Consider the following 18953-nt stretch of genomic DNA (forward strand, 5'->3'; position numbering starts at 1 on the left):
GGGGGTGGTCCGGCGTCAGCGGCCGAGCAGCCGGGCCTGCTCGCCCTTCAGTCGGGCGAAGCGGTCCCGGGTGTACTCCCGCAGCTCCCGGCCGGGAAAGCGGATCACCGGCAGGTGCTCCTTGAGGTCGCCCTCGGCCCAGCGGGCCGCCGCTATCTCGTAACCGGAGACATGGGCGCACAGTTCGAGGAGGACCGGAGGCGTCTCCTCCTCGATGAGCAGATCGGCTTTGGTGACCACCACGCCCCGCATCGCCCGGATGTTGGGGATGAACACCGTCGTGGCCCCGGTCCGCCACCGGCCGGCTCCTCGTCGGTGGGAGGCGTGTCGTGGTGGAACGGATCACGGCCGTCCGGGCGGGTGTACGTGGCCGCGAAGGTGTCGTAGACCCGGCCGTCGGCCTCCATCAGGGCGAACAACGGCCCGTAGAACTCGCTCAGTCGGAGGTGGCCCGCGCCAGCCACAGTCCGTTGAGGTAGGTCGCCGGACAGCCGACGAATGCCAGCGCGACGGTCACGATCACTGTGACCATGGCAGCCGATCGTAGGCCACGGCCAACGGGCCGGGTCGGCCCGGTCGGCCCGGTCAGCGGTCCAGCAGGGCCGCGGCCTGCTCACGGGCCCGGCGGAGCCAGTCGGCGCGCTGCTCAGCGGTCGAGTCGCCGACCGTCCGGAAGACGACCCGGCGGACGTCCGCGATCCCGACGTACGGCAGCACGCACGCCGCCCAGATGCGCTGCAGCGGGTCGCCGAACTCGCCGTGCTCCCGCTCGGCAGGCGTGTCCGAGGTGTTCAGCACGAGCGCCCGCCCGGCCCTGAGCAGCCCGACCGGCTCACCGTCCGCGGTGCCCAGCTTGTACGCCACACCGGGCGCGAACACCCGCTGCACCCACCCGGCGAGTACGGCCGGCGGCATGCCCCACCAGTTGGGATGGACGAAGACGAGACCGTCGAGCGTGGCCACCTCGCCCCGGTGCAGGGCGAGTTGGGCGTCATCGGAGCGTTCCGCCGCCTGGACGGTCTCCGTCTCCTCGGCGGTCAGTACCGGCGAGAACCCCTCGGCACACAGATCGTGCGCGAACACCTCGCAGCCGCGCTGCCGCAGCTCGTCGACGACGGCGTCGAAGAGCGCGTGGTTGAAACTGCCGTGTCGCGGATGCGCGACGTAGACGCCGATGCGCATGTGTGTCAGCTCCCCGGAATCGCTACCGGCCGGGCGGCCCGTCCCCAGGGCCGTCCGCCCGGCCGTCGGACTTGAGATGGTCAGTCGCCTGCGGAGAAGGCGTCCATGAGGGTGTCGATCCTGAGTCGCACCTCCGCGGAGACGGCACCGGCGATGACGATCGAGAGTTTGTCCTCGCCGATGGCCCGCGCCATGCGCACGTTCACAGTGTGGATCAACCCCTCCAGAGCATACGAGTACCAGCTGTCCGGTGCTTGGCCGTCGGTGCCTTCGAGTCCCCGCGCGACGGAGTTCCGGTCGAGGTCGTCATTCCGGATGTACCTGGTCAGCAATTCCAGGAAGGGCTCGAGGTTGCGCTGCCGGATGCTGCCGCTCATCTCGTGGACCTCGGGACCGGCGATCGCGTCCGATGCGTCGTTCGCGAACAGGGCGGCGCTGACGGCCCGGTCGTCCTCCCACACGCCCAGGCGCAGCCTGGCCCGCAGGTCGAGCCGACGGCAGGCGTAGTCAGGGTCGTGTGCCGCGGAGGGTAGTCGCAGGACGCGTTTGCGTCCCGACTCGTCCAGGCGGTACGGGGACTCAAGTGCCGAGGCCCAGCGGTCGAGATCAGGAGTGAATCGCTGCTCCGCGGCGGTCGCGCCGACGCCGAGATACTGGCCGATGTCCTCCCGCGAGCTGCCACGTTCGCGCTCGTAGACCACGGCGTCCGCCAGCACCCTCGCCGCGAGTCGCGTCAGCGTGTGCGCCTCACTGACCCGTCCGCCCGGCCCGGCGTACACGTCGTACCGGGTGATCACCAGGGAGTCGGCGGCGTCGGACACACCGGCCGCATGGTCGGACAGGACCAGGCGCGCCAGCGACCGGCGGGGACACCCCGCACCCCTCGCCGAGTCCGTCCTGGTCAGCGGTGCGCACGGGCCGTCGGAGTCGCCCCCGGGAACGCTTCGACTGCCCCGCACATGGCACCGGCACAGGGGCGCCCTTCGTGGACGCAGCCCGTATGCCCGTCCTTGTTCCGTCGGCCGACTTCCTCAAGACGTCCTACTGGTCGCATCGCGGGAAGCCCGACGTCCCCAAAGAGCGGTTCATCTCCTGCCCCGACGCGTCACCCGACTCCGACCGGACGCTTCTGGGCTGGGCCGACTGGGATCACAAGGACCAGGTGCGGGCGCTGGTCGACGTGATCAATGACCGTACCGAGCAAACCGGTTGGGACACTCCGCGCCTCACGCCGCTCATCGCCGGCATCCAGGAGCTGATGCCGTGGGTCCACCAGTGGCACGGCGTGCACTGGCGCTGGTGGAAGGCGCCGCACACCACCGTCGCGTGCTGATCGTCGTCGCTCGCACGCCATATGGCGCACACCCAGGGCGCGGGTAGTGCGCAGGTCGTCTGGCCTCGTTGAAGCGGAACTGCATCCACCGAATGCGAGACGTGTCACTGCGCCAGAAAGATCTTTGCGCGGCCCGACACGCGCGGGTTAGGGTCCTGTTGACCAACTTGACCGGACGGCGTGCCGGAGGGGATCAGCGGGGCCGTGGTGCTTCGGTGGCCGGGGCGCCCAGGTGTTTGCTGCGTATTGCAGGGGGAATTGTGGGGCGTTGTTTTCTGCATGCAGTCTTGCCGGAGGCCGGCGTCTGTGCTGCTGCCGAGCTGTCGAACGGATCTCCCGGCTGTGCGAGAGCCGTAGGCGTCTTTCCTGCCCTTCCCGCCTCTCTCCGCTGAACCTCGGGCGTTCTACCCGTTCGTCTTTCTGCCATCTCTCTGCAGTTTCCTCGCTCACCATGCCGTGAGCGACCGCCGACTGCGCGTCCCGGTGCCCACGGGTGTCCAGCCCACCGGTGTCCGGCCGCGGCGGTCGGCATGCGGACGTGCCGTGCACCGCGACGACCAACGTGGTGCCCACCCGTCCGACACCTGCTTCACGTGGCTGCCGTCCGCCGCCACCCTGCTCATGCCAAGCCGTCGGTTCGCCGGCGGCGAAGGGGGATTTCACACCATCATGCAGACCAACCACACTGCCTCCGCGCGCAGACGACGGATCGTGACGCGCGGCATCGTCACCGCCACCGCTCTCGCCGCCGTAACCGGTGCCGTCGTGCCGTCGGCCGTCGCCGACGGCGGCGCCCCCGTGGCGGCAGACATCGCCGCCCGGGCGGCGGGCGGTATCGGCACGACCGACGACCAGCGCGTCGAGGCCGCCGCCGTGGTCCGGCTCGACCCGACCGCCGACGTTCTCCTGCTCAGCGACTACGACTTCATCCACGCCCTGTGGCAGAAGGCCAGCGACGCGGGCGAGAAGCTCGACGCCGTCCGTACGGCCGCCGAGCAGGCGATGGCCAGCACGGTCGAGGACGACCATGTGCGGTTCATCGCGTCCGGTATCCACGAGGCGTACAGGCTCGACCAGCAGCGCGAACGGGAGAAGGCCGAGGAGGAGCGGGCGAACCGGCTGGCCAGGTCCCAGGTCCTGCTCGTCATCGGCATCCCCAGCAGCCCCGAGCTTCTCGCCCTGAGCGACGACAACTTCATCCGGACCGTCGCCAAGCACGAGGCGTCCGGCCCCGAAGTGCGGTCGGCCGCGCTGAACGCGCTGCTCGGCGAGCCGGAGGACTGGCGCGAGTTCATCGTCAACGGCGCCCGCGAGGCCCACAAGCGGGACGTCGCCAACGAGCTGAAGGAACTGGAGGAGAAGAACCGGAAGGAGGCCGAGCGCCGGAATGAGGAGGCGGCCCGCAAGAGCGCCGCCGCCCTGTTCCGTATCACGCCCTCTCCGGCCATGCTTGCCCTGAGCGACGACAACTTCATCCGCGAGCTCCTGCGTCAGGCCCCCGCCGACCTGCGGGGCTCCGAGCTCTACGCCGAGGCGCAGCGCGCCACCCTCAGCTCCGACCCGGCCGTATGGAAGGTGTACATCCACACCGGTGCCGACGCCGCGTACAAGCGCGACGACGAGAACCGGCGCAAGAAGCTGGCGGAGGCGAACCGCAAGCTCGCCCTGCAGATCCAGGCCGCAGCGGAGAACGGCGGGGTCAACCCCCACCTCGTCGCCGCCGCCAAGAAGGCGCTGGCCGGCACTGACGAGGCCGTCGCCCACTTCCTGAAGGCCGACACCCAGCACCGGCTCAAGCGCCAGACCCTGCAGGTGTGGGGCAAGAGCGGCATCGCCCACCAGTCGAGCGCGGACCGCGGGAAGGTACTCCTCAGCACGTCGATCAACTCCAAGAGCGCCCTCAGCGACCGCGAGGAAGCAACCTGGGTCGTCGTGCCGTCCCTGGCCGGCCGGCCCGGCTGCTACTCCTTCGAGTCGGTGCGCAAGCCCGGCCACTACCTCCGGAGCGGCAAGGCCGAGAAGGACGGCCTGCGCGTGGAGGTTGCCGCCGACGACCGGAGCTCCAAGTTCCGCAACAGCGCCACGTGGTGCTACCGCAAGGCCCTGAAGTTCCCGGACCGGTTCGGCGTCTCCGCGTCCTTCACGCAGCCCGCCGGAAGCGGTACGAACTGGCTCGCGCCCACGACGTCCGCCGTCTACGCCCGTGACGACTTCACCTTCCCCCTGCCTGGCGGCAAGCCCGGAGAGGCCAAGCCGGTCCTTCCGGCGGTCTGGCGTATCTCCGCGCCACTGGCGCCCTGAGACGAGCGACGGTGAGTGCAGGAGTGAGTGCAGAATTCGCAGGTGCCGCCGTGCGGCACCGTAGATGGGTCGCGTCAGGGCTGGCAGTCGGCGTGCTGGCCGTCGGCGGCGCGACAGCCGACCCGGCGACCCCGCGGGCGCACGCGGCGGTGACTGTCCCGTCGACCGATCAGGCATCTCCGGTGGCGGCCGCAGCGGCGGCCGAGGCACGTGCGCGCGTGCTGCGGCTGGCCAAGTCGGGGCTGCCCGCGGAGATCCGTACGTCGGCGTGGAACGCGCTGCGCAGCTCGCGGGGCGACGCCGCGATCGCCGACTGGCTGGCCCCCGGGGGTGGCTATGACGCGGCGAAGCAGCGCCTGCGCGACGCGCGGTCGCGTAACCGGGCGTTCTGCGAGCGGGTGGTGCGCACGCATCCGGCGGAGTTCTCCCCCGAGGTGCGGTCGGCGGCCGAGCGGGCGCTGAAGGGCACCGACACCGACCGGGCCGCGTTCGTGAGGACCGGCTACGCCCAGGCGCAGCAGCGTGACCGCACGAGGCGGGAGGCCGATACGCAGCACAGGCTGGAAGTCGCCGAGCGCGATCGTGCTTTCGTCCGGGCCCTCGCCGACGGCGACCCGGGCGAGCAGGTGCGGGCGGCCGCCCGGTGGGCGCTGCGGCCCGGCTCCACGGACGCGGACGTGACGGAGTTCTTCGGCTACGGCTGGGCCACCGGCGCGGCACTGGACGTGGAGGCGTACCGGCTGCGCGTGGCGGACACGGAGGTGCGCCGCCACCACGTGCTGACGCAGCTCATCGCGAAGGCGGTCGCCGCCGAGGAGGCGTTGACGTCGTCGGCGGACGCGGCGAAGGCGCGCGCCGAGGCCGAACATGCCTGGCAGGCCGTGGCCGAGCAGGCGGACGGCGCCCACAGAGCCTGGCTGGCCGAGCAGGAGTCGGCCAGGGCGCAGACCGAGAGCTGGCAGAACATCGCCCGGCTCGCCAAGGAGAGCGCGGACGGCATCTGGGCGCAGATCGCCGCCCCGGCCGACGCTCGGCAGGGCGACTGGACCCGGGAGCACACGGAGGCCGGCGAGACGGCCGCCTTCTGGAAGGACATGGCCGACCGCGCCCGGGACGGCGAGCACCGCGTCAAGGGCTGACGTCGCGGGCCCGGCGCGCGCCGCCGGGCCCGTACCGCGGGTCTCGTCCGCCACCGGCCGAGGCCCGTCTCCCCCTGCCCACCCACCGAGGGCAGGGGCTGTCTCTTCGCTCGGTTCTCTCGCCGACGCGTTCGTTGACGTTGAAGGGGTTTCCCGTGAGAGGAAGATTCCGGCCGCGGGCCGGAGGCACGGTCGGGCGCCGGCCCGGCAGGGTGGGCAGGGCACTGTCCGCCGTGATGGCTCTGGCCGTACTCGCCGGCACGGCGGGGGAGGCCGGTGCCGTCGTCACCCAGCGGCCGACGGACACGGTCGCGCTCGAACCCTTACTGGCCGGACTACCGAAGACGGGGCCTTCCCCGGCCCGCACCGCGCTCGACGAGATCAGCGCGGAACGCGACCGGCAGCTCGTGGAGGACTTCGCGGAGTTCGACGAGGAGGAGGAGGTCCGCGAGGCCGCGAGGAAGGCGCTGGAGAGCACCGATCCGAACGCGATCCGGGAATTCCTCGAGCGGGGAGAGGCCGAGGCGCGGCAGCGCGCCAAGGACAAGAGGAACGCGGCCGACGTCGCCCATCGCCGTCAGATCGAGGCGATGCGGGGCACGGGCGGCCCGTTCTTCAACGCGGAGGTCGAACGCGTTCTGAAGGGCACGGCGCAGGACCGCGCCGACTTCCTCGCCTTCGGCGCCGAGATCGCACGGCAGCGTGACAAGGCCACCGAGCAGAACGACGCGGAACGCGCGGCGGAGAACCGCAAGCGGGTCGAGATGCTCGCCGCGGTCGGCGGCCCCGAGGTGAAGCGGGCGGCGCAGGCGGCTCTGGCCACGGGCGACGACCAGGTCATCGCCGAGTTCCTGGAGAAGGGCTACCTCGTCGCCGCGCAGAAGGACGCGGACGACCGGGCGGCGCACGAGAAGGCGCAGAAGGAGGCGCTGGAGGCGGCGGAGCGGCTGCGCGAGCTGGCCGCGAACGCCGCCCGCGCCGCCGGGGCCCGTACGAAGCTGATCGCCGCCCACGGCAGCGCGGTGAAGGCGCTGAAGACCGCGGCGAACGCGATGAACGCCGCGGCCGCGCAGTCCCGTGAGGCCGACCGGATGCTCGCCGCCGACCGTGCGGGGAAGCGGCTGTCCGACTACGCGCCGGTGAAGACGGAGATCGCCCGGCAGGTCGGCATCGCCCAGTCGGCCGTGAAGCAGGCGCAGGTGGCCGCCGGGCAGGCCAAGGTGCAGGCCGACGTGCTGGTGGAGACCGGTCTGAAGCACGGCATGCAGTGGTCGGAGGTCGCGTCCGGTATCGCGGCCGCGGCCGACGCGGCCGCCCAGGCGGCGGCGACGGCACAGCACGCAGTGGACGCCACGGCCGCCGACGCGGCCGGGCTGAATTCCAAGAACCAGGCCGAGCTGCACGCGCGGCAGGCCGCCGCGTGGCGGGCCAACGCCGAGCAGCACGCCAAGACGGCGGCCCGGCTCGCGGACGCGGCGGCCAGGCAGGCCAAGATCGCGGCGGACGCGGCGGCCAAGTCCCGCACGGCGCGCATCGAGGCCGAGCGGGCCGAGAAACAGGCGTGGGACCACGCCAGGAAGACCCGCGACGCGCGGATCGAGGCACAGCGCCAGGCCAGGATCGCCGCCGAGCAGCGGGCGGTCGCCGAGCGCGAGCGCGACCTGGCCGCGGCCGCGCGGGTACGCGCGGAACGCGAGCGTGAGGCGGCCGCCCAGGCACGGGCGCGTGCCGAGGCGGAGGCGCGGACCGCGGCGGCCAGGCGGGCCGACGCCCAGGCCGCGGCCGCCGTGGCGGCCGAGAAGCGGGCCCGGGCGCAGACCCAGGAGGGCATCGCCGCCAAGGCCGACGAGCTGGCCCGGGGCGAGGAGACCAAGGCCCGCAACGCCCGGAACAAGGCTGTAGAGGCCGAGCGCGCCCACAGGGTCGAAGAGGCCAGGGCCAAGGCGACCGCGGCGCTCGCCGCCAAGGCGAAGGGCACCGAGCACGCTGAGACAGCGCGCGCGGCGGCCACCGAGGCGCGGTCCGCCGCCGACGCGGCGGGTACGGCGGCCGGCACGGCCCGCGGTGCGGCCAACCATGCCTCCGGCGCGGCGGTGCGCTCGCGTTCGGCGGCGATCGAGGCGGCCGGCGCGGCCGCGCGGGCGCGGGCGGCGGCCAGCGAGGCCACCGCGCACGCGGCCCGCGCGAACGCGGCCGCGAACCGGGCGGAGGCCGCGGCCTCCGCGGCGAACGCGGCGGCGAACCGGGCGGAGTCCCAGGCCGCGGCCACCCGCGCCGCGGCGCAGCGGGCCAACGCCAAGGCGGCCGAGGCCACCGCGCAGGAGGCCCGCGCCGGCATCGCCGCGCACGAGGCCTCGCGTCTCGCCGGACTGGCCGCGATCCAGGCCAACCAGGCGCTCCAGGCGGCCAACCGCACCCGGGAGGAGGCGGAGGGCGCTACCCGCGAAGCGGCCATGGCCCGCCTGCAGTCCACCACCGCGGCCCAGGCCGCCACATCGGCCCGTACCACCGCCGCCGGCATCGCCGACCCGGCGAACACGGCGATCCTCCTCACCGCGCCGTTCACCGGCGCGGACGTGGACGCCGACTTCGCCGCCGAGGTGGCGCAGGCCGCTCTCGGCATGGGCGCGTCCGAGGCCACGAAGGCCGAGGCCCGAGCAGCGGAGGCGGCCAAGGCCGCCGACGCGGCCGCAGCCGCCGCGGCACGCGCCAACGCCCAGGTGGCGCCCGCGTTCAAGGCGGCGGCCGCCGCGGCACGTTCCTCCGCCGACGCCGCACGCTCCTCGGTGGCCGCGACGAAGTCGGCGGCCCAGGCGGCTGAGGACGGCGCCAAGGCCCGGGCCGCCGCGGCACGCGCCAACGAGGCCGACGCGCAGGCCCAGGCCGACGCGAAGCTGGCCCGCCAGGCCGCGAACCAGGCGTTCGCGGACGCGGCGGCGGCACGCAACGCCGCGACCCAGGCCGAGGCCGAGGCCCAGCGCGCCCGCGGCGCCGCCGCCGACGCGGAGAACCAGGCGGCGGCCGCAGGCAGCGCCGCCGCTCTGGCCGAGAAGGAGGCGAGCGTCGCGCAGGGGGCGGCCACCCAGGCCGAGAAGGACGCCGCCGACGCTGCCAAGCTCGCCGAGTCCGCCGAGAAGCACGCCACATCGGCCGAGACTGCGGCGAAGAACGCCGGCACCTACGCCAAGGAGGCGGACGCCGCGGCCCGGCGGGCCGAGGAGTACCAGCGCGAGCAGCAGCGCAAGGCCCGCGAGGAGGCGGCCAAGAGCAAGGAAAAGACCGACGGCTCCTACTCCCTGGAGGAGGGCGAACGCAAGGCGCTCGAGGCCGCGGGCATCACCGAGGAGCAGTACGAGGCGGCCCGCGCGCTCGCGCAGCAGGACCTGCTCGACTACCTGATGGAGAACGGCGCCGATCTCCTCGTCGAACTCGCCGCCGAGGAGATCAAGGAGTGCTGGGACGACCCCGACATCCCGACCTGCCTGTGGGCTGTCGTCACCAACCTGCCCTGGGCCAAGGCCGCGAAGATCGTCTCCAAGCTTCCGAAGCTCGGCAAGATCATCTGGGGGATCGACGACTTCCTGGACAAGTCGGCCGCGGCCAAGAAGCTGGTCGACAAGGCGGACGACGTCCTCGACACCGCGTGGAAGAAGCTTCCGGCCTGCGTGACGGGCAAGAAGAAGAACGGCCCCGTCGCGCGGAGCTCCCTGCTGTCGGCCGGCGGAACACACCGCGCGTTCGCGGTGATGTCCGGAGGCGGCAAGGACGCGGAGAACGTGGGCCTCAAGCGGGAGGAGTACATCGCCAAGCTCGTCGGCGGCAAGGTGGCCAAGGACGACAAGGGGCAGGACATCAAGATCGTCATGCCCAATGTGGGATCCAGCGGCCTCGACGTCATCGGACCGAACGGCGAGTACATCTACGTCGGCGGCGGCGCCAAGGCGGCCAACCCGTCCAAGTTCGGTAAGGCCCTCAAGATCAACAAGTACGCTGCCGACGAGGCCGGGGTGAAGGCGGTCTACTACCTGGCCGACAACACGCCGGAATCCGCGATCAAGCAGGCCAAGAAGGTCTTCGGAGAAGAGAATGTGCACATCTTCACGCTGCCGAGCTGCTAGCCATGGCTGACGGGTTCATCCGGTGGTACCGGGAGTCGGGCGCCACATCGGTCTTCGACGCCCAGGCGGAGCTGTTCGCGTCGCACGGCATCGGACTCGTGCACCCCGCGCACGGCACGGCCGTGGTCCTCGACGTCGAGGGGGAGAGCGTCCCCATGCGCCGGGAGGAGCTGGGCCGCCTTCTCGGACTGCGCATCGCGTCCATCACGATGAACTGGTGGTTCTCCGCGGACGTCGACGTGGTCGACGAGTACGCGTACGAACCGCTGGGCTGCGAGATCCAGACGCTCTGGCTGGACGGCCTCACGACGGAGCAGTCCGACACGGTCGAGGCGGCCGTCGTCGCGGCGGCGACGGGACTCCCGACGCCGACCCGTGCCGTGATCGTCGACCGGCAGGGCGCGAGCGACCCGGGCGACTGGGACGCCGCGGTGCTTTACGAGGGAGAGGCGCCGTCGGTCTTCCCGGACCGGCTGCTCGTGAGCGCTCCGCTTGCGGAGACGGTCCTGAGCGCGCGGCCGGATCTGAGGAGGGAGGAGGCCGGAAGAGGAATGACCCTGCTCTCCCTTCCCCGCCCGCTCTGACGGCGTCCGTTCTAGCGGCGTCCGTTCCGACAGCGCGCGTTCGGGCAACATCCGCTCGCTGACAGCGTCCGCGCGGACAATAGAGGAAGGCTCCGCCGATGTCCGATGCTGTTGGTTGATCCGGGGCCTGGCGTGACGTCGGCCTTCAAGACCCGTTGGGTCTTGAAGGCCGACGTTGTCGTATGGGGTGGGTGCGGATGTCGATGCAGCCGAAGGGGCCGGGGGAGATCCCGGTGGAGACGGTGCGGGCCGCGTTCCTACGTCGAGCCGAGCGACAGCGGCGGGAAGGCCAGACGGACCGCCCTGGGATTCGGACGCGCCACGTTGTTCGAGCTGACAAGAGCGGAGCGCGAGGTGCTGCTCGGAACCGAGCCGCCGGTCAACCTCGACCAAGCGGGCCACAGCGGCGCTGGCCGAGACCTGTGATCACTTCATCGACGCCGTGCATCCCGGGGGCACCGTCGTGACCCGTGTGAGCGGCGGCTACGCCCGCTGGTGGACCTGGGCCGGCCACAAGGCGAACGCCACACTGGATGCGTCGGTGACCGACTGCTCGTCGGGGCTGTGCACGAGCCCGCGCCGCGCCCCCTCAAAGCCCCAGCGGCCGGTACTCGGCGTCCCGCCACAGTGCCCGGGTGTCCGGTAGCGGAGGCCGGTCCCGGGTGTCGTCCGGGGCCCAGACGTGGACCGGCCCGGTGCCCGTCGTTCCCAGGGGCTGCCAGCCCGGTTCGCCCGTCGCGGCGAAGGCCGCCCACGCCGCGACCATGCTTCGGGCCAGGCGGTGGTCCGCGGGGGAGGGCGGGCCGCCGATGAGGAACTCGACGGCGGGCAGGGTGTGGTTGCCGAACGCGAAGGGCACGTCGGCGCAGTGCCAGGCCCGCACCTCGCCGCCGGGCCCGGTGCGCCGCCGGTCGAAGCGTGACGAGTACGCGGGTCCGCCCGCCCGTGCCTGTGCCTCGGCGAGCCGGCTGCTGTACTCGGCGAAGAGCAGGTCGCCGAAGACCGCGAGGTGGATGTCGGCGACGGGGGCGTCCGGCATGAGTTCCCGGTAGCCGGCGACCAGGCCCTCGGGCAGCCCGAAGTCGGCGGCGAACCGATCCAGCCCGTCCGGTGTGGTGATCCCGGGGCCGCTGCCGACGGCGTCCATCAACCAGCACTCCTGCGTGGTGTGGCACACCAGCAGGTCCACGTCCGACGCGGCGCCCGCCGCCACGGCGGTGAGCGGCTCCCTTGGCAGGACCTCGCCGTCGACCACCGGGCCGTAGATCACGGGGTCGTAATGGAGATGGCCGGACGCCGCGTCGCGGCGGAAGGTGTCCACGACATCGTCGGAGGCGGTCACCAGGGCCTTCGGCGAGGCGGCCGCCAGACCGTCTTCCGTCGCCGGCACGCCCGCCGCCGCCGCGACCCTCGCCGTGATGTCCCGCGCGAGAGCGGCAGAGAAGCACGGGCCCACCGCGCTGTGCGCGATCGCGCGGCGGAACAGGCCCCTGGCCCGGTCCATCACCATCAGGCAGGCGACGGACGTCGCCCCGGCGGACTGCCCGGCGACGGTGACGTTGCCGGGATCACCGCCGAACGCCCCGATGTTGTCCCGCACCCAGCGCAGCGCCGCGACCTGGTCGAGCAGGCCGCGGTTGGCGGGGGCCGACGGGACATGGCCGAACCCCTCGAATCCCAGCCGGTAGTTGAGCGTCACCACGACCACGCGGCCGTCACGGGCCAGGACGGTGCCGTCGAAGTCGGGCTGCGCGGAGGAACCGAAGGTGTACGCCCCGCCGTGGATCCAGACCAGCACGGGCAGTTCGGCCGCGTCCGCCGGTGTCCAGACGTTGAGCGTCAGGACGTCCTCGTCGCCGGGCGACCACGCGGGCGCCCCCGGCAGCTGGGCCGACTGCGGCGCGACGGGCCCGTAGCCGGTACACCGCCGTACCTCCCGCCAGGGCTCGGCCGGCAGCGGTTCCCGGAACCGCGCGGCTCCGAACGGCGGCGTGGCGTACGGCACTCCGAGCACCGCCACCACGTCGCCGTCCGCCACCCGGCGTCCGCGCACCGGGCCGTCCTTCGTCCGGAAGACGTCCACGGTCACCGCTCCCCACGCTCTCACCCCCCGCGGGGGCGCTCCGGCGGTGATCATGTCAGTGCGCCGCGCGGCGGCGCCACCGGGATTGCCGTCCCGTACGCGGCCCGGACGGCGATCCCGACGGCACGGGGACGTGGGAACAAAGCGCCCCGCCCTGGCGTTCCGGCGATCATGACGACCACGACCGAAGTGCTGCGATTCACCGCCTTCTCCCGGGATCCGGAGGGTGGCAACCCCGCGGGCGTCGTGCTCGACGCCGAGGGGCTCGACGACGCCGGGATGCTCGCCGTCGCCGCGGATCTCGGATACAGCGAGACCGCGTTCCTGACCGCACCGCCCGAGGGGCTCGACGGGGAGCCCGGGAGGGCGTTCACCATCCGGTACTTCAGCCCCAGAGCGGAGGTGCCCTTCTGCGGGCACGCCACCGTCGCCACCGCCGTCGCCCTCGGCGAACGCATCGGGACCGGGGACCTCGTCTTCTCGACGCGCGCCGGGACGGTGCCCGTGACGGTGACGGAGCAGGGCGGTGAGCTGCGGGCGACGCTGACCACGGTCGAGCCGCACAGCGAGCCGATCGCGGACGCGGACCTCGCAGAGGCGCTGGCCGCGCTCGACTGGCCGGCCGCCGACCTGGACCCGGCCCTGCCGCCCCGTATCGCCTTCGCCGGCGCACGGCATCTGGTGCTCGGCGCCGCGACCCGCGCACGGCTCGCTGACCTCGCGTACGACTTCGACCGGCTCGAGGCGCTGATGCGACGGCTGGACCTGACCACGGCGCAGCTGGTGTGGCGGGAGTCGCAGAGCGTCTTCCACGTTCGCGACCCGTTCCCCGTGGGCGGCGTGGTGGAGGACCCGGCCACGGGAGCGGCGGCCGGCGCGTTCGGCGCGTACGCCCGCGAGATCGGGCTGGTCCCCGAGACGGCGGTGCTCACCCTCCACCAGGGCGCCGACATGGGCCGCCCGGGCGTGCTGACGGTGGAACTCCGCGAGGACGACAAGCGCGTCCGGGTCACGGGCACGGGCACCCGCATCCCCTGACACCCGGGCCCTGCCCCGGGCGGAGCTCAGAACGACGTCTCGCGGACGCTCGCCCGGTCCGAGGGCTCGGTGGTCGCCGTGATCTCCGAGCGGTGGCGGGCGGCCGAGAAGGTGGCCGTCAGGGTTTGTGGGGCGGTCTGGGAGGTGGTGACCGTGAAGCCCTGGTTGGGGACGGCGGAGATGAGGCACACCCCGCCGCTGCCGTAGCGCACGGTTGCCTTTCCGCCCTGGGAGGAGATGGTGTGCACGCCGGAGCCGCCTTCTTCGCAGCCGCCCAGGTCGCCGGTGGGCTGCGCGGGTGGCTCCTTCGGGGGCGGCGGGGTGGTGCGGGCCGCCGGGGTCGGCGTCTTCGGGCGCGGCTTCTCGGCCGTACTCGACGGGGTCGGCGACGGCGTGCGCGCGCTCGGCGTCGGCCGGGGGCTGGGGGACGGCGAGGGGCCGGCGGCGGGGGAGGACGACTGCGGGGAGCCGAGGAAGCCCTCCGGTGCCGACTGCGCGACCGGTGCCGTCGGCCTGGTCGAACCCACCACGAAATGGACCGTGATCATCACGGCCGTGACGCTGGCCGCGGTGCACGACAGCCAGATGAGCAGATAGCGCGGGAGGCGGGACACGACACCATACTGACGGACCGGCTAACGTGCCTGCTCATGGCCTCCGTACTTGTCGTCGAGGACGACCCTGTCATCCGGGCCGCGCTCATCGAGGTCCTCACCGGACACGGGTACGCGGTGAAGACCGCCCACCAGGGCTTCGAGGCGCTGCGCGAAGTCACCCAGAGCCCGCCCGACATCGTCGTGCTCGACCTCGGGCTGCCCGATCTGGACGGGCTCGACGTGCTGCGGATGATCCGCGGCATCTCGCGGGTGCCCGTCCTGGTCGCCACGGCGCGCGACGACGACACGGAGATCATCAGGCTGCTCAACGCCGGCGCCGACGACTACATGGTCAAGCCGTTCTCCGGCGGCCAGCTCGCGGCCCGGCTCGCCGCCGTGCTGCGCCGCTCCGGGCCGTCCGACGCCACGGAGGGTGGGGACCGGCGGCCCGTCGTGCAGGTCGGCGAGCTCAGGATCGACGCGACGGCCCGCACCGCGCACCTGGCCGGACGCGAGCTCGCCCTGACACGGAGGGAATTCGACCTGCTCGCCTATCTCGCGGCCCACGCCGATCAGGTCATGTCCCGCAAGCGCATCCTCGCGGACGTGTGGCAGCAGCCCTATCTGGAGGACCAGACGGTGGACGTCCATCTCTCCGCCCTGCGCAGGAAACTCGGTGAAAAAGCGTCGGATCCCCGCTATCTGCACACTGTGCGCGGTATCGGGATAAAACTGGTCACGTCACCCTCATGAGACGCGCACTCGCCGGGATCGCGCTGGCCGTGACGTCGATGGTCGCGCTGTCCTTCCTCATCCCCCTCGCCCTGCTGGTGCGCGAGCAGGCGCGCGACCGGGTGACCACCGCCGCCGAGCAGCGGGCCGCCGCCCTGTCGCCGGTGCTCGCCCTCACCACGCGGCGGGCCGACGTCCACCAGGCGGTCGCCGAGCTCGACTCCGGCGATCAGCTGGCCGTACGCCTTCCGGACGGCGGCTTCGTCGGCACCCCGCACGCCCCGCGGTCCGCGCTCGACCGCGCCGTCCGCAAACGGGAGACGCTCGCCATGGACACCGCGGAGGGCTGGGTCTATCTCCAGCCCGTGGTGCTGCCGGAGGACCGGGTCGCGGTCGTCGAGGCGTACGTCCCCGCCGCGGACCTGACCCGCGGTGTGTGGGCCTCCTGGGGCGTGATGTCGCTGCTGGCCGTCGGGCTGGTGGGCGGCTCCGTGATCGTCGCCGACCGGCTCGGCGCCCGGGTGGTGCGTTCCTCGCAGGGCCTGAAGCGGGCCTCACTGGCTCTCGGGTCGGGCGACCTGGACGTACGGGTGGAGCCGGACGGGCCGCCGGAGCTGCAGGACGCCGGCGCCGCGTTCAACACCATGGCCGACCGGGTGGTGGAACTGCTGGCGATCGAAAGGGAGATGGTCGCCGACCTTTCGCACCGGCTGCGTACTCCGCTGACGGCGCTCTACCTCGAGGCGGACCTCATGGGCGCGTCGCCCGGCGCCCGCCGGATCACCAACGCCGTGTCGCAGCTGGAGGCGGAACTCGACTCCATCATCACCGCGGCCCGTACCCCGCTCGCGGCAGGCCCGGCCACGGGCCGGCCGACGGGGCGGCCCTGCGAGGTGGCGGAGGTCGTCGCGATGCGGCTGGACTTCTGGTCGGTTCTCGCCACGCAGCAGGACCGCGTCTGCGAGCGCTCCTTCACGCCGCGCCCCACCCCCGTGCGGTTCGCAGAGGACGACCTGGCCGCGGTGGTGGACGCCCTGATCGGCAACGTCTTCCGCCACACCCCGCAGGGCACGGCCTTCGCCGTACGGGTGGAACGCCGCGACCGGTTTGCGCTGCTCACCGTGGACGACGCCGGTCCCGGTGTCGCCGACCCCGAGGCGGCGCCCACCCGTGGCGTCAGCGTGGGCGGTGGGGGCGGCACGGGCCTCGGCCTGGACATCGTGGCGCGGGCGGCGAAGGCCGCCGACGGGGAACTGGAGATCGGCCGTTCCCCGATGGGCGGGGCGCGGGTGCGGGTGTCGTTCGGGCTGGCGTGACCTACGCCTCCGGCATGGCCCTGACCTACGCCTCCGGCATGGCCCTGACCTACGCCTCCGGTTTGGCCCTCCCGGCTACTGACGCCCGTGACCACGCGGCCTTCCTCCGGCTTCCCAGGTTTCTCGACACCCTGGAGCAGCCGTGCCGAAGGCCGGCCCTCGAGCTCGACCTGCGCGGCCCCGGCATCCGGGTCCCGCATGCAGTACGGCCCTCGTCAGCCGGGCCGGCCGGCACAACAAAGGAGGAGAGGGCTGCCGGGGTACTGATGCCCGCCGCCATACGGCGCTGTGTCCGGCCCGTACGGCTGCCGTGACCGGCCGCCCCGGGCCGGCCCTTGCGGGCTATCGGCCGGCGCCGAAGTTCTGCGTCCACCACGGGCCGCCGTCACCGAAGTGGACACCGACGCCGAGCTCCTTGAACGAGCAGTTGAGTATGTTCGCGCGATGCCCCGGGCTGTTCATCCACGACTTCATGACGGAGGCGGCGTCGGCCTGCCCGCGGGCTATGTTCTCGCCCAGCGTGGACCACTCGTATCCGGCGGCCTCGACGCGGGTGGTCATCGTGGAGCCGTCGGGCCCGGTGTGGGACATCACGCCGCTGCGGGCCATGACGTCGCTGTAGTCGTCGGCGGCGCGGGTCAGCTCGGCGTTGGAGGTGAGCGGAGAGCAGCCGGCCGAGGCCCGCTCCTGGTTGACGAGCGCGAGGACCTGCGCCTCGGGGCCGTCGGCGTCAAGGCCGCCCGAGCCCCCCGAGGTGCCGGACCCGCCTGAGCCCGCCCCGGAGCCCGAATCCGACCCCGAGCCGCCCGTACCGTCACCGCCTCCCGGTGCGGCCGCCGTCGGCCGGGCCTTTGTCCTGGGCGCGGCCGTCGGGCTCGGCACGGTCTTCGGCTTCGGCTTCGGCTTCGGCTTCGCGGAGGCAGCGCCGCCGGTGCTCGGCGACGGGCTCGCGCTGGGAGTGGGCGTGGGGAGCGGCGACGTATCGGCGGCCGAGGCGCCCTCCTCGGAGGGCTCGGCGGTGCTCGCGGCGGCGTTGGTCTCCACCCGGGCCGACGCGTCGTCCCCGCCGCCGGTGGCCAGCGTCACTCCGACCCCGGCGGTGACGGTGAGCACGCCGAGGGCCAGCACGGCGCTCCGGGCCCGCGTTCCGCCCTTGGGGCGGGCGTGGGAACGGGCGTGGGGGCGGGCGGCTCGTCGAGAACCCATGAGAACGACACCTCGGATGGAAGACGGCTGTGCGTGCGTGATCGGCTGTGCGTTCGTGATCCCGGTGGGCGCCGCTGCGTCCACCGGGATCACGGTGGGGGGTTGCCGAGATCGTAAGCCGGTTCGAAGCGCGTGCGGCCTGTCGTAAGGGCTTCTTCAAGAAGCCATAAGGAAGCCATGAGGCCCGGCAAAGACGTCTTGTGGTGGACGGGCGAGCTGTGGGATACAGGTCTGGACCAATCCTCGTCGTCCGTACGCGGAGGCCCGACCGTGCAACGACCCCCCGCACCCGCCGTGCTCGTCTGCTCCGCCGCACTGCTGCTCGCCGCCTGCGCCACGCGGGAGGCCGAGGACGACAGGCCGCCCATGACACCCTCCGGCGTCACCGCCCAGGCGGGCAGCGCCACCTCCGTGCACGTCATGTGGGACAGGTCCGCCGACGACAAGGGGGTGACCGGCTACGAGGTCTACCGCGCCGGAACCAAGGTCATGACCCTGCCGGGCACCAAGCGCATGGTGGACATCGACGGCCTGGCCCCGCGGACCGCCTACAGCTTCACCGTACGGGCGCGTGACGCCGCCGGGAACCTGTCCGGGACCAGTGCCGCCGCATCCGTCACCACACCCTCCGCCGCGCCCGACGACCACCGGGACCCGACCCGGCCGGAGCGGGTCGAAGGCCGTACGGACAGCGGTACGTCGGTGACCCTGACCTGGCAGCCGGCCACCGACGACACCGGCGTCACCTCCTACGACGTCTACCAGGAGGACTCCCGTGTCCACACCGTCACCGGCACGCGGACCAGTGCCCGCGTCACCGGCCTGCGGCCGGGCACCGTCTACACCTTCACCGTCCGGGCCCGGGACGCCGCCGAGAACTCGTCGCCGGACAGCAACTCCGTGGACCTGACCACCCCTTCGGCGCCGGGCGACGACAGTGCGAACACGGCGCCGACCGACCTGGAGGCGACCGTCCGCAAGGGCGGCATCGAGCTCCGGTGGACCCCGCCGGAGACCGGCGCCCCGGTCAGGGAGCACCAGCTCCATCTGAACGGCAGGCCCGCCACCACGATCGTCTGGGGCGCCCAGCCGCCCGCCGGGACGGCCACGTACACCATGACCGTCACCGACGAACCCGGCACGCGCTACAGCATCAAGCTCAGGGCCAGGCTGCCCGACGGCAAGTGGGGCGCCTTCTCCGCGCAGCGCACCGTCGTGGTCCGTTAGAGCGGCCGAGGCTCGCCGCCCGGGGCGGGGGGTTCGGTTCTGAGGCGCCCGCGGGCCGAGTTCTGAGGCCCGCGGCGCGAAGACGACCGGCCCCGGCC

16 protein-coding genes are annotated in these 18953 nt (G+C 73.0%); 10 read left to right on the plus strand and 6 right to left on the minus strand.

The window, feature by feature from the left end:
* Positions 1-15: 15 nt before the first annotated feature.
* The 3 genes from AB0903_RS06985 to AB0903_RS06995 all read right to left on the minus strand — a co-directional run bounded on the left by AB0903_RS06985 (position 16) and on the right by AB0903_RS06995 (position 2003).
* Entirely contained in the window at positions 16-276 is a 261-nt protein-coding gene (locus AB0903_RS06985) for a hypothetical protein (RefSeq protein ID WP_366699755.1), read from the minus strand.
* Positions 277-585: 309 nt separating this feature from the next.
* Entirely contained in the window at positions 586-1182 is a 597-nt protein-coding gene (locus AB0903_RS06990; protein WP_366699757.1) for an NAD(P)H-dependent oxidoreductase, read from the minus strand.
* Between the two features lie 80 nt (positions 1183-1262).
* Entirely contained in the window at positions 1263-2003 is a 741-nt protein-coding gene (locus tag AB0903_RS06995; protein ID WP_366699759.1) for a hypothetical protein, read from the minus strand.
* A 164-nt stretch (positions 2004-2167) separates the two neighbouring features.
* Between AB0903_RS06995 and AB0903_RS07000 the strand changes: the two genes are divergently transcribed.
* From AB0903_RS07000 to AB0903_RS07020, 5 genes are all read left to right on the plus strand, one after another.
* The gene (locus AB0903_RS07000) at positions 2168-2515 is read left to right on the plus strand and encodes a hypothetical protein (RefSeq protein WP_366699761.1); all 348 of its coding nucleotides are present in this window, start codon (positions 2168-2170) and stop codon (positions 2513-2515) included.
* Between the two features lie 669 nt (positions 2516-3184).
* Positions 3185-4816 (plus strand): AbfB domain-containing protein, encoded by a 1632-nt coding sequence (locus AB0903_RS07005; protein WP_366699763.1) that lies wholly within the window; start codon positions 3185-3187, stop codon positions 4814-4816.
* Positions 4817-4866: 50 nt separating this feature from the next.
* On the plus strand, positions 4867-5955 hold the full coding sequence (locus AB0903_RS07010) for a hypothetical protein (RefSeq protein ID WP_366699765.1): 1089 nt from the start codon (positions 4867-4869) through the stop codon (positions 5953-5955).
* 236 nt (positions 5956-6191) lie between these two features.
* Positions 6192-10073: a hypothetical protein gene (locus AB0903_RS07015; RefSeq protein ID WP_366699767.1), complete on the plus strand. Its 3882-nt coding sequence runs from the start codon at positions 6192-6194 to the stop codon at positions 10071-10073.
* Positions 10074-10075: 2 nt separating this feature from the next.
* Entirely contained in the window at positions 10076-10657 is a 582-nt protein-coding gene (locus AB0903_RS07020) for a hypothetical protein (protein WP_366699769.1), read from the plus strand.
* A 589-nt stretch (positions 10658-11246) separates the two neighbouring features.
* Here the strand turns inward: AB0903_RS07020 and AB0903_RS07025 are convergent.
* Positions 11247-12740 carry a carboxylesterase family protein gene (locus AB0903_RS07025; RefSeq protein ID WP_366699771.1) on the minus strand — a complete coding sequence of 498 codons (1494 nt, stop codon included), beginning with the start codon at positions 12738-12740 and terminating at the stop codon, positions 11247-11249.
* Between the two features lie 171 nt (positions 12741-12911).
* Here AB0903_RS07025 and AB0903_RS07030 point away from each other — a divergent pair, with 171 nt between their 5' ends.
* Positions 12912-13778 carry a PhzF family phenazine biosynthesis isomerase gene (locus AB0903_RS07030; RefSeq protein ID WP_366699773.1) on the plus strand — a complete coding sequence of 289 codons (867 nt, stop codon included), beginning with the start codon at positions 12912-12914 and terminating at the stop codon, positions 13776-13778.
* 26 nt (positions 13779-13804) lie between these two features.
* Here AB0903_RS07030 and AB0903_RS07035 read toward each other — a convergent pair whose 3' ends face one another.
* Entirely contained in the window at positions 13805-14392 is a 588-nt protein-coding gene (locus AB0903_RS07035; RefSeq protein ID WP_366699775.1) for a hypothetical protein, read from the minus strand.
* A 36-nt stretch (positions 14393-14428) separates the two neighbouring features.
* Here AB0903_RS07035 and AB0903_RS07040 point away from each other — a divergent pair, with 36 nt between their 5' ends.
* Genes AB0903_RS07040 through AB0903_RS07050 form a run of 3 tightly spaced genes read left to right on the plus strand, consistent with a single transcriptional unit; the run spans position 14429 to position 16736 of the window.
* The gene (locus tag AB0903_RS07040; RefSeq protein ID WP_366699777.1) at positions 14429-15127 is read left to right on the plus strand and encodes a response regulator transcription factor; all 699 of its coding nucleotides are present in this window, start codon (positions 14429-14431) and stop codon (positions 15125-15127) included.
* On the plus strand, positions 15124-16422 hold the full coding sequence (locus AB0903_RS07045) for an ATP-binding protein (RefSeq protein WP_366699779.1): 1299 nt from the start codon (positions 15124-15126) through the stop codon (positions 16420-16422). The genes AB0903_RS07040 and AB0903_RS07045 overlap by 4 nt, the downstream gene beginning before the upstream one ends.
* Before the next feature lie 14 nt (positions 16423-16436).
* Positions 16437-16736, plus strand: a complete 300-nt coding sequence (locus tag AB0903_RS07050) for a hypothetical protein (RefSeq protein WP_366699781.1) — start codon at positions 16437-16439, stop codon at positions 16734-16736.
* A gap of 28 nt (positions 16737-16764) precedes the next feature.
* Here the strand turns inward: AB0903_RS07050 and AB0903_RS07055 are convergent, their stop codons facing one another.
* Entirely contained in the window at positions 16765-17628 is an 864-nt protein-coding gene (locus tag AB0903_RS07055; protein WP_366699783.1) for a CAP domain-containing protein, read from the minus strand.
* Between the two features lie 270 nt (positions 17629-17898).
* Here AB0903_RS07055 and AB0903_RS07060 point away from each other — a divergent pair, with 270 nt between their 5' ends.
* Positions 17899-18855: a fibronectin type III domain-containing protein gene (locus tag AB0903_RS07060; RefSeq protein WP_366699785.1), complete on the plus strand. Its 957-nt coding sequence runs from the start codon at positions 17899-17901 to the stop codon at positions 18853-18855.
* The last annotated feature ends 98 nt before the right edge of the window (positions 18856-18953 follow it).

Origin of the sequence: Streptomyces sp. NPDC048389 (assembly GCF_040706335.1) — a bacterium.
In the GTDB taxonomy this organism is placed as follows: Bacteria; Actinomycetota; Actinomycetes; order Streptomycetales; family Streptomycetaceae; genus Streptomyces.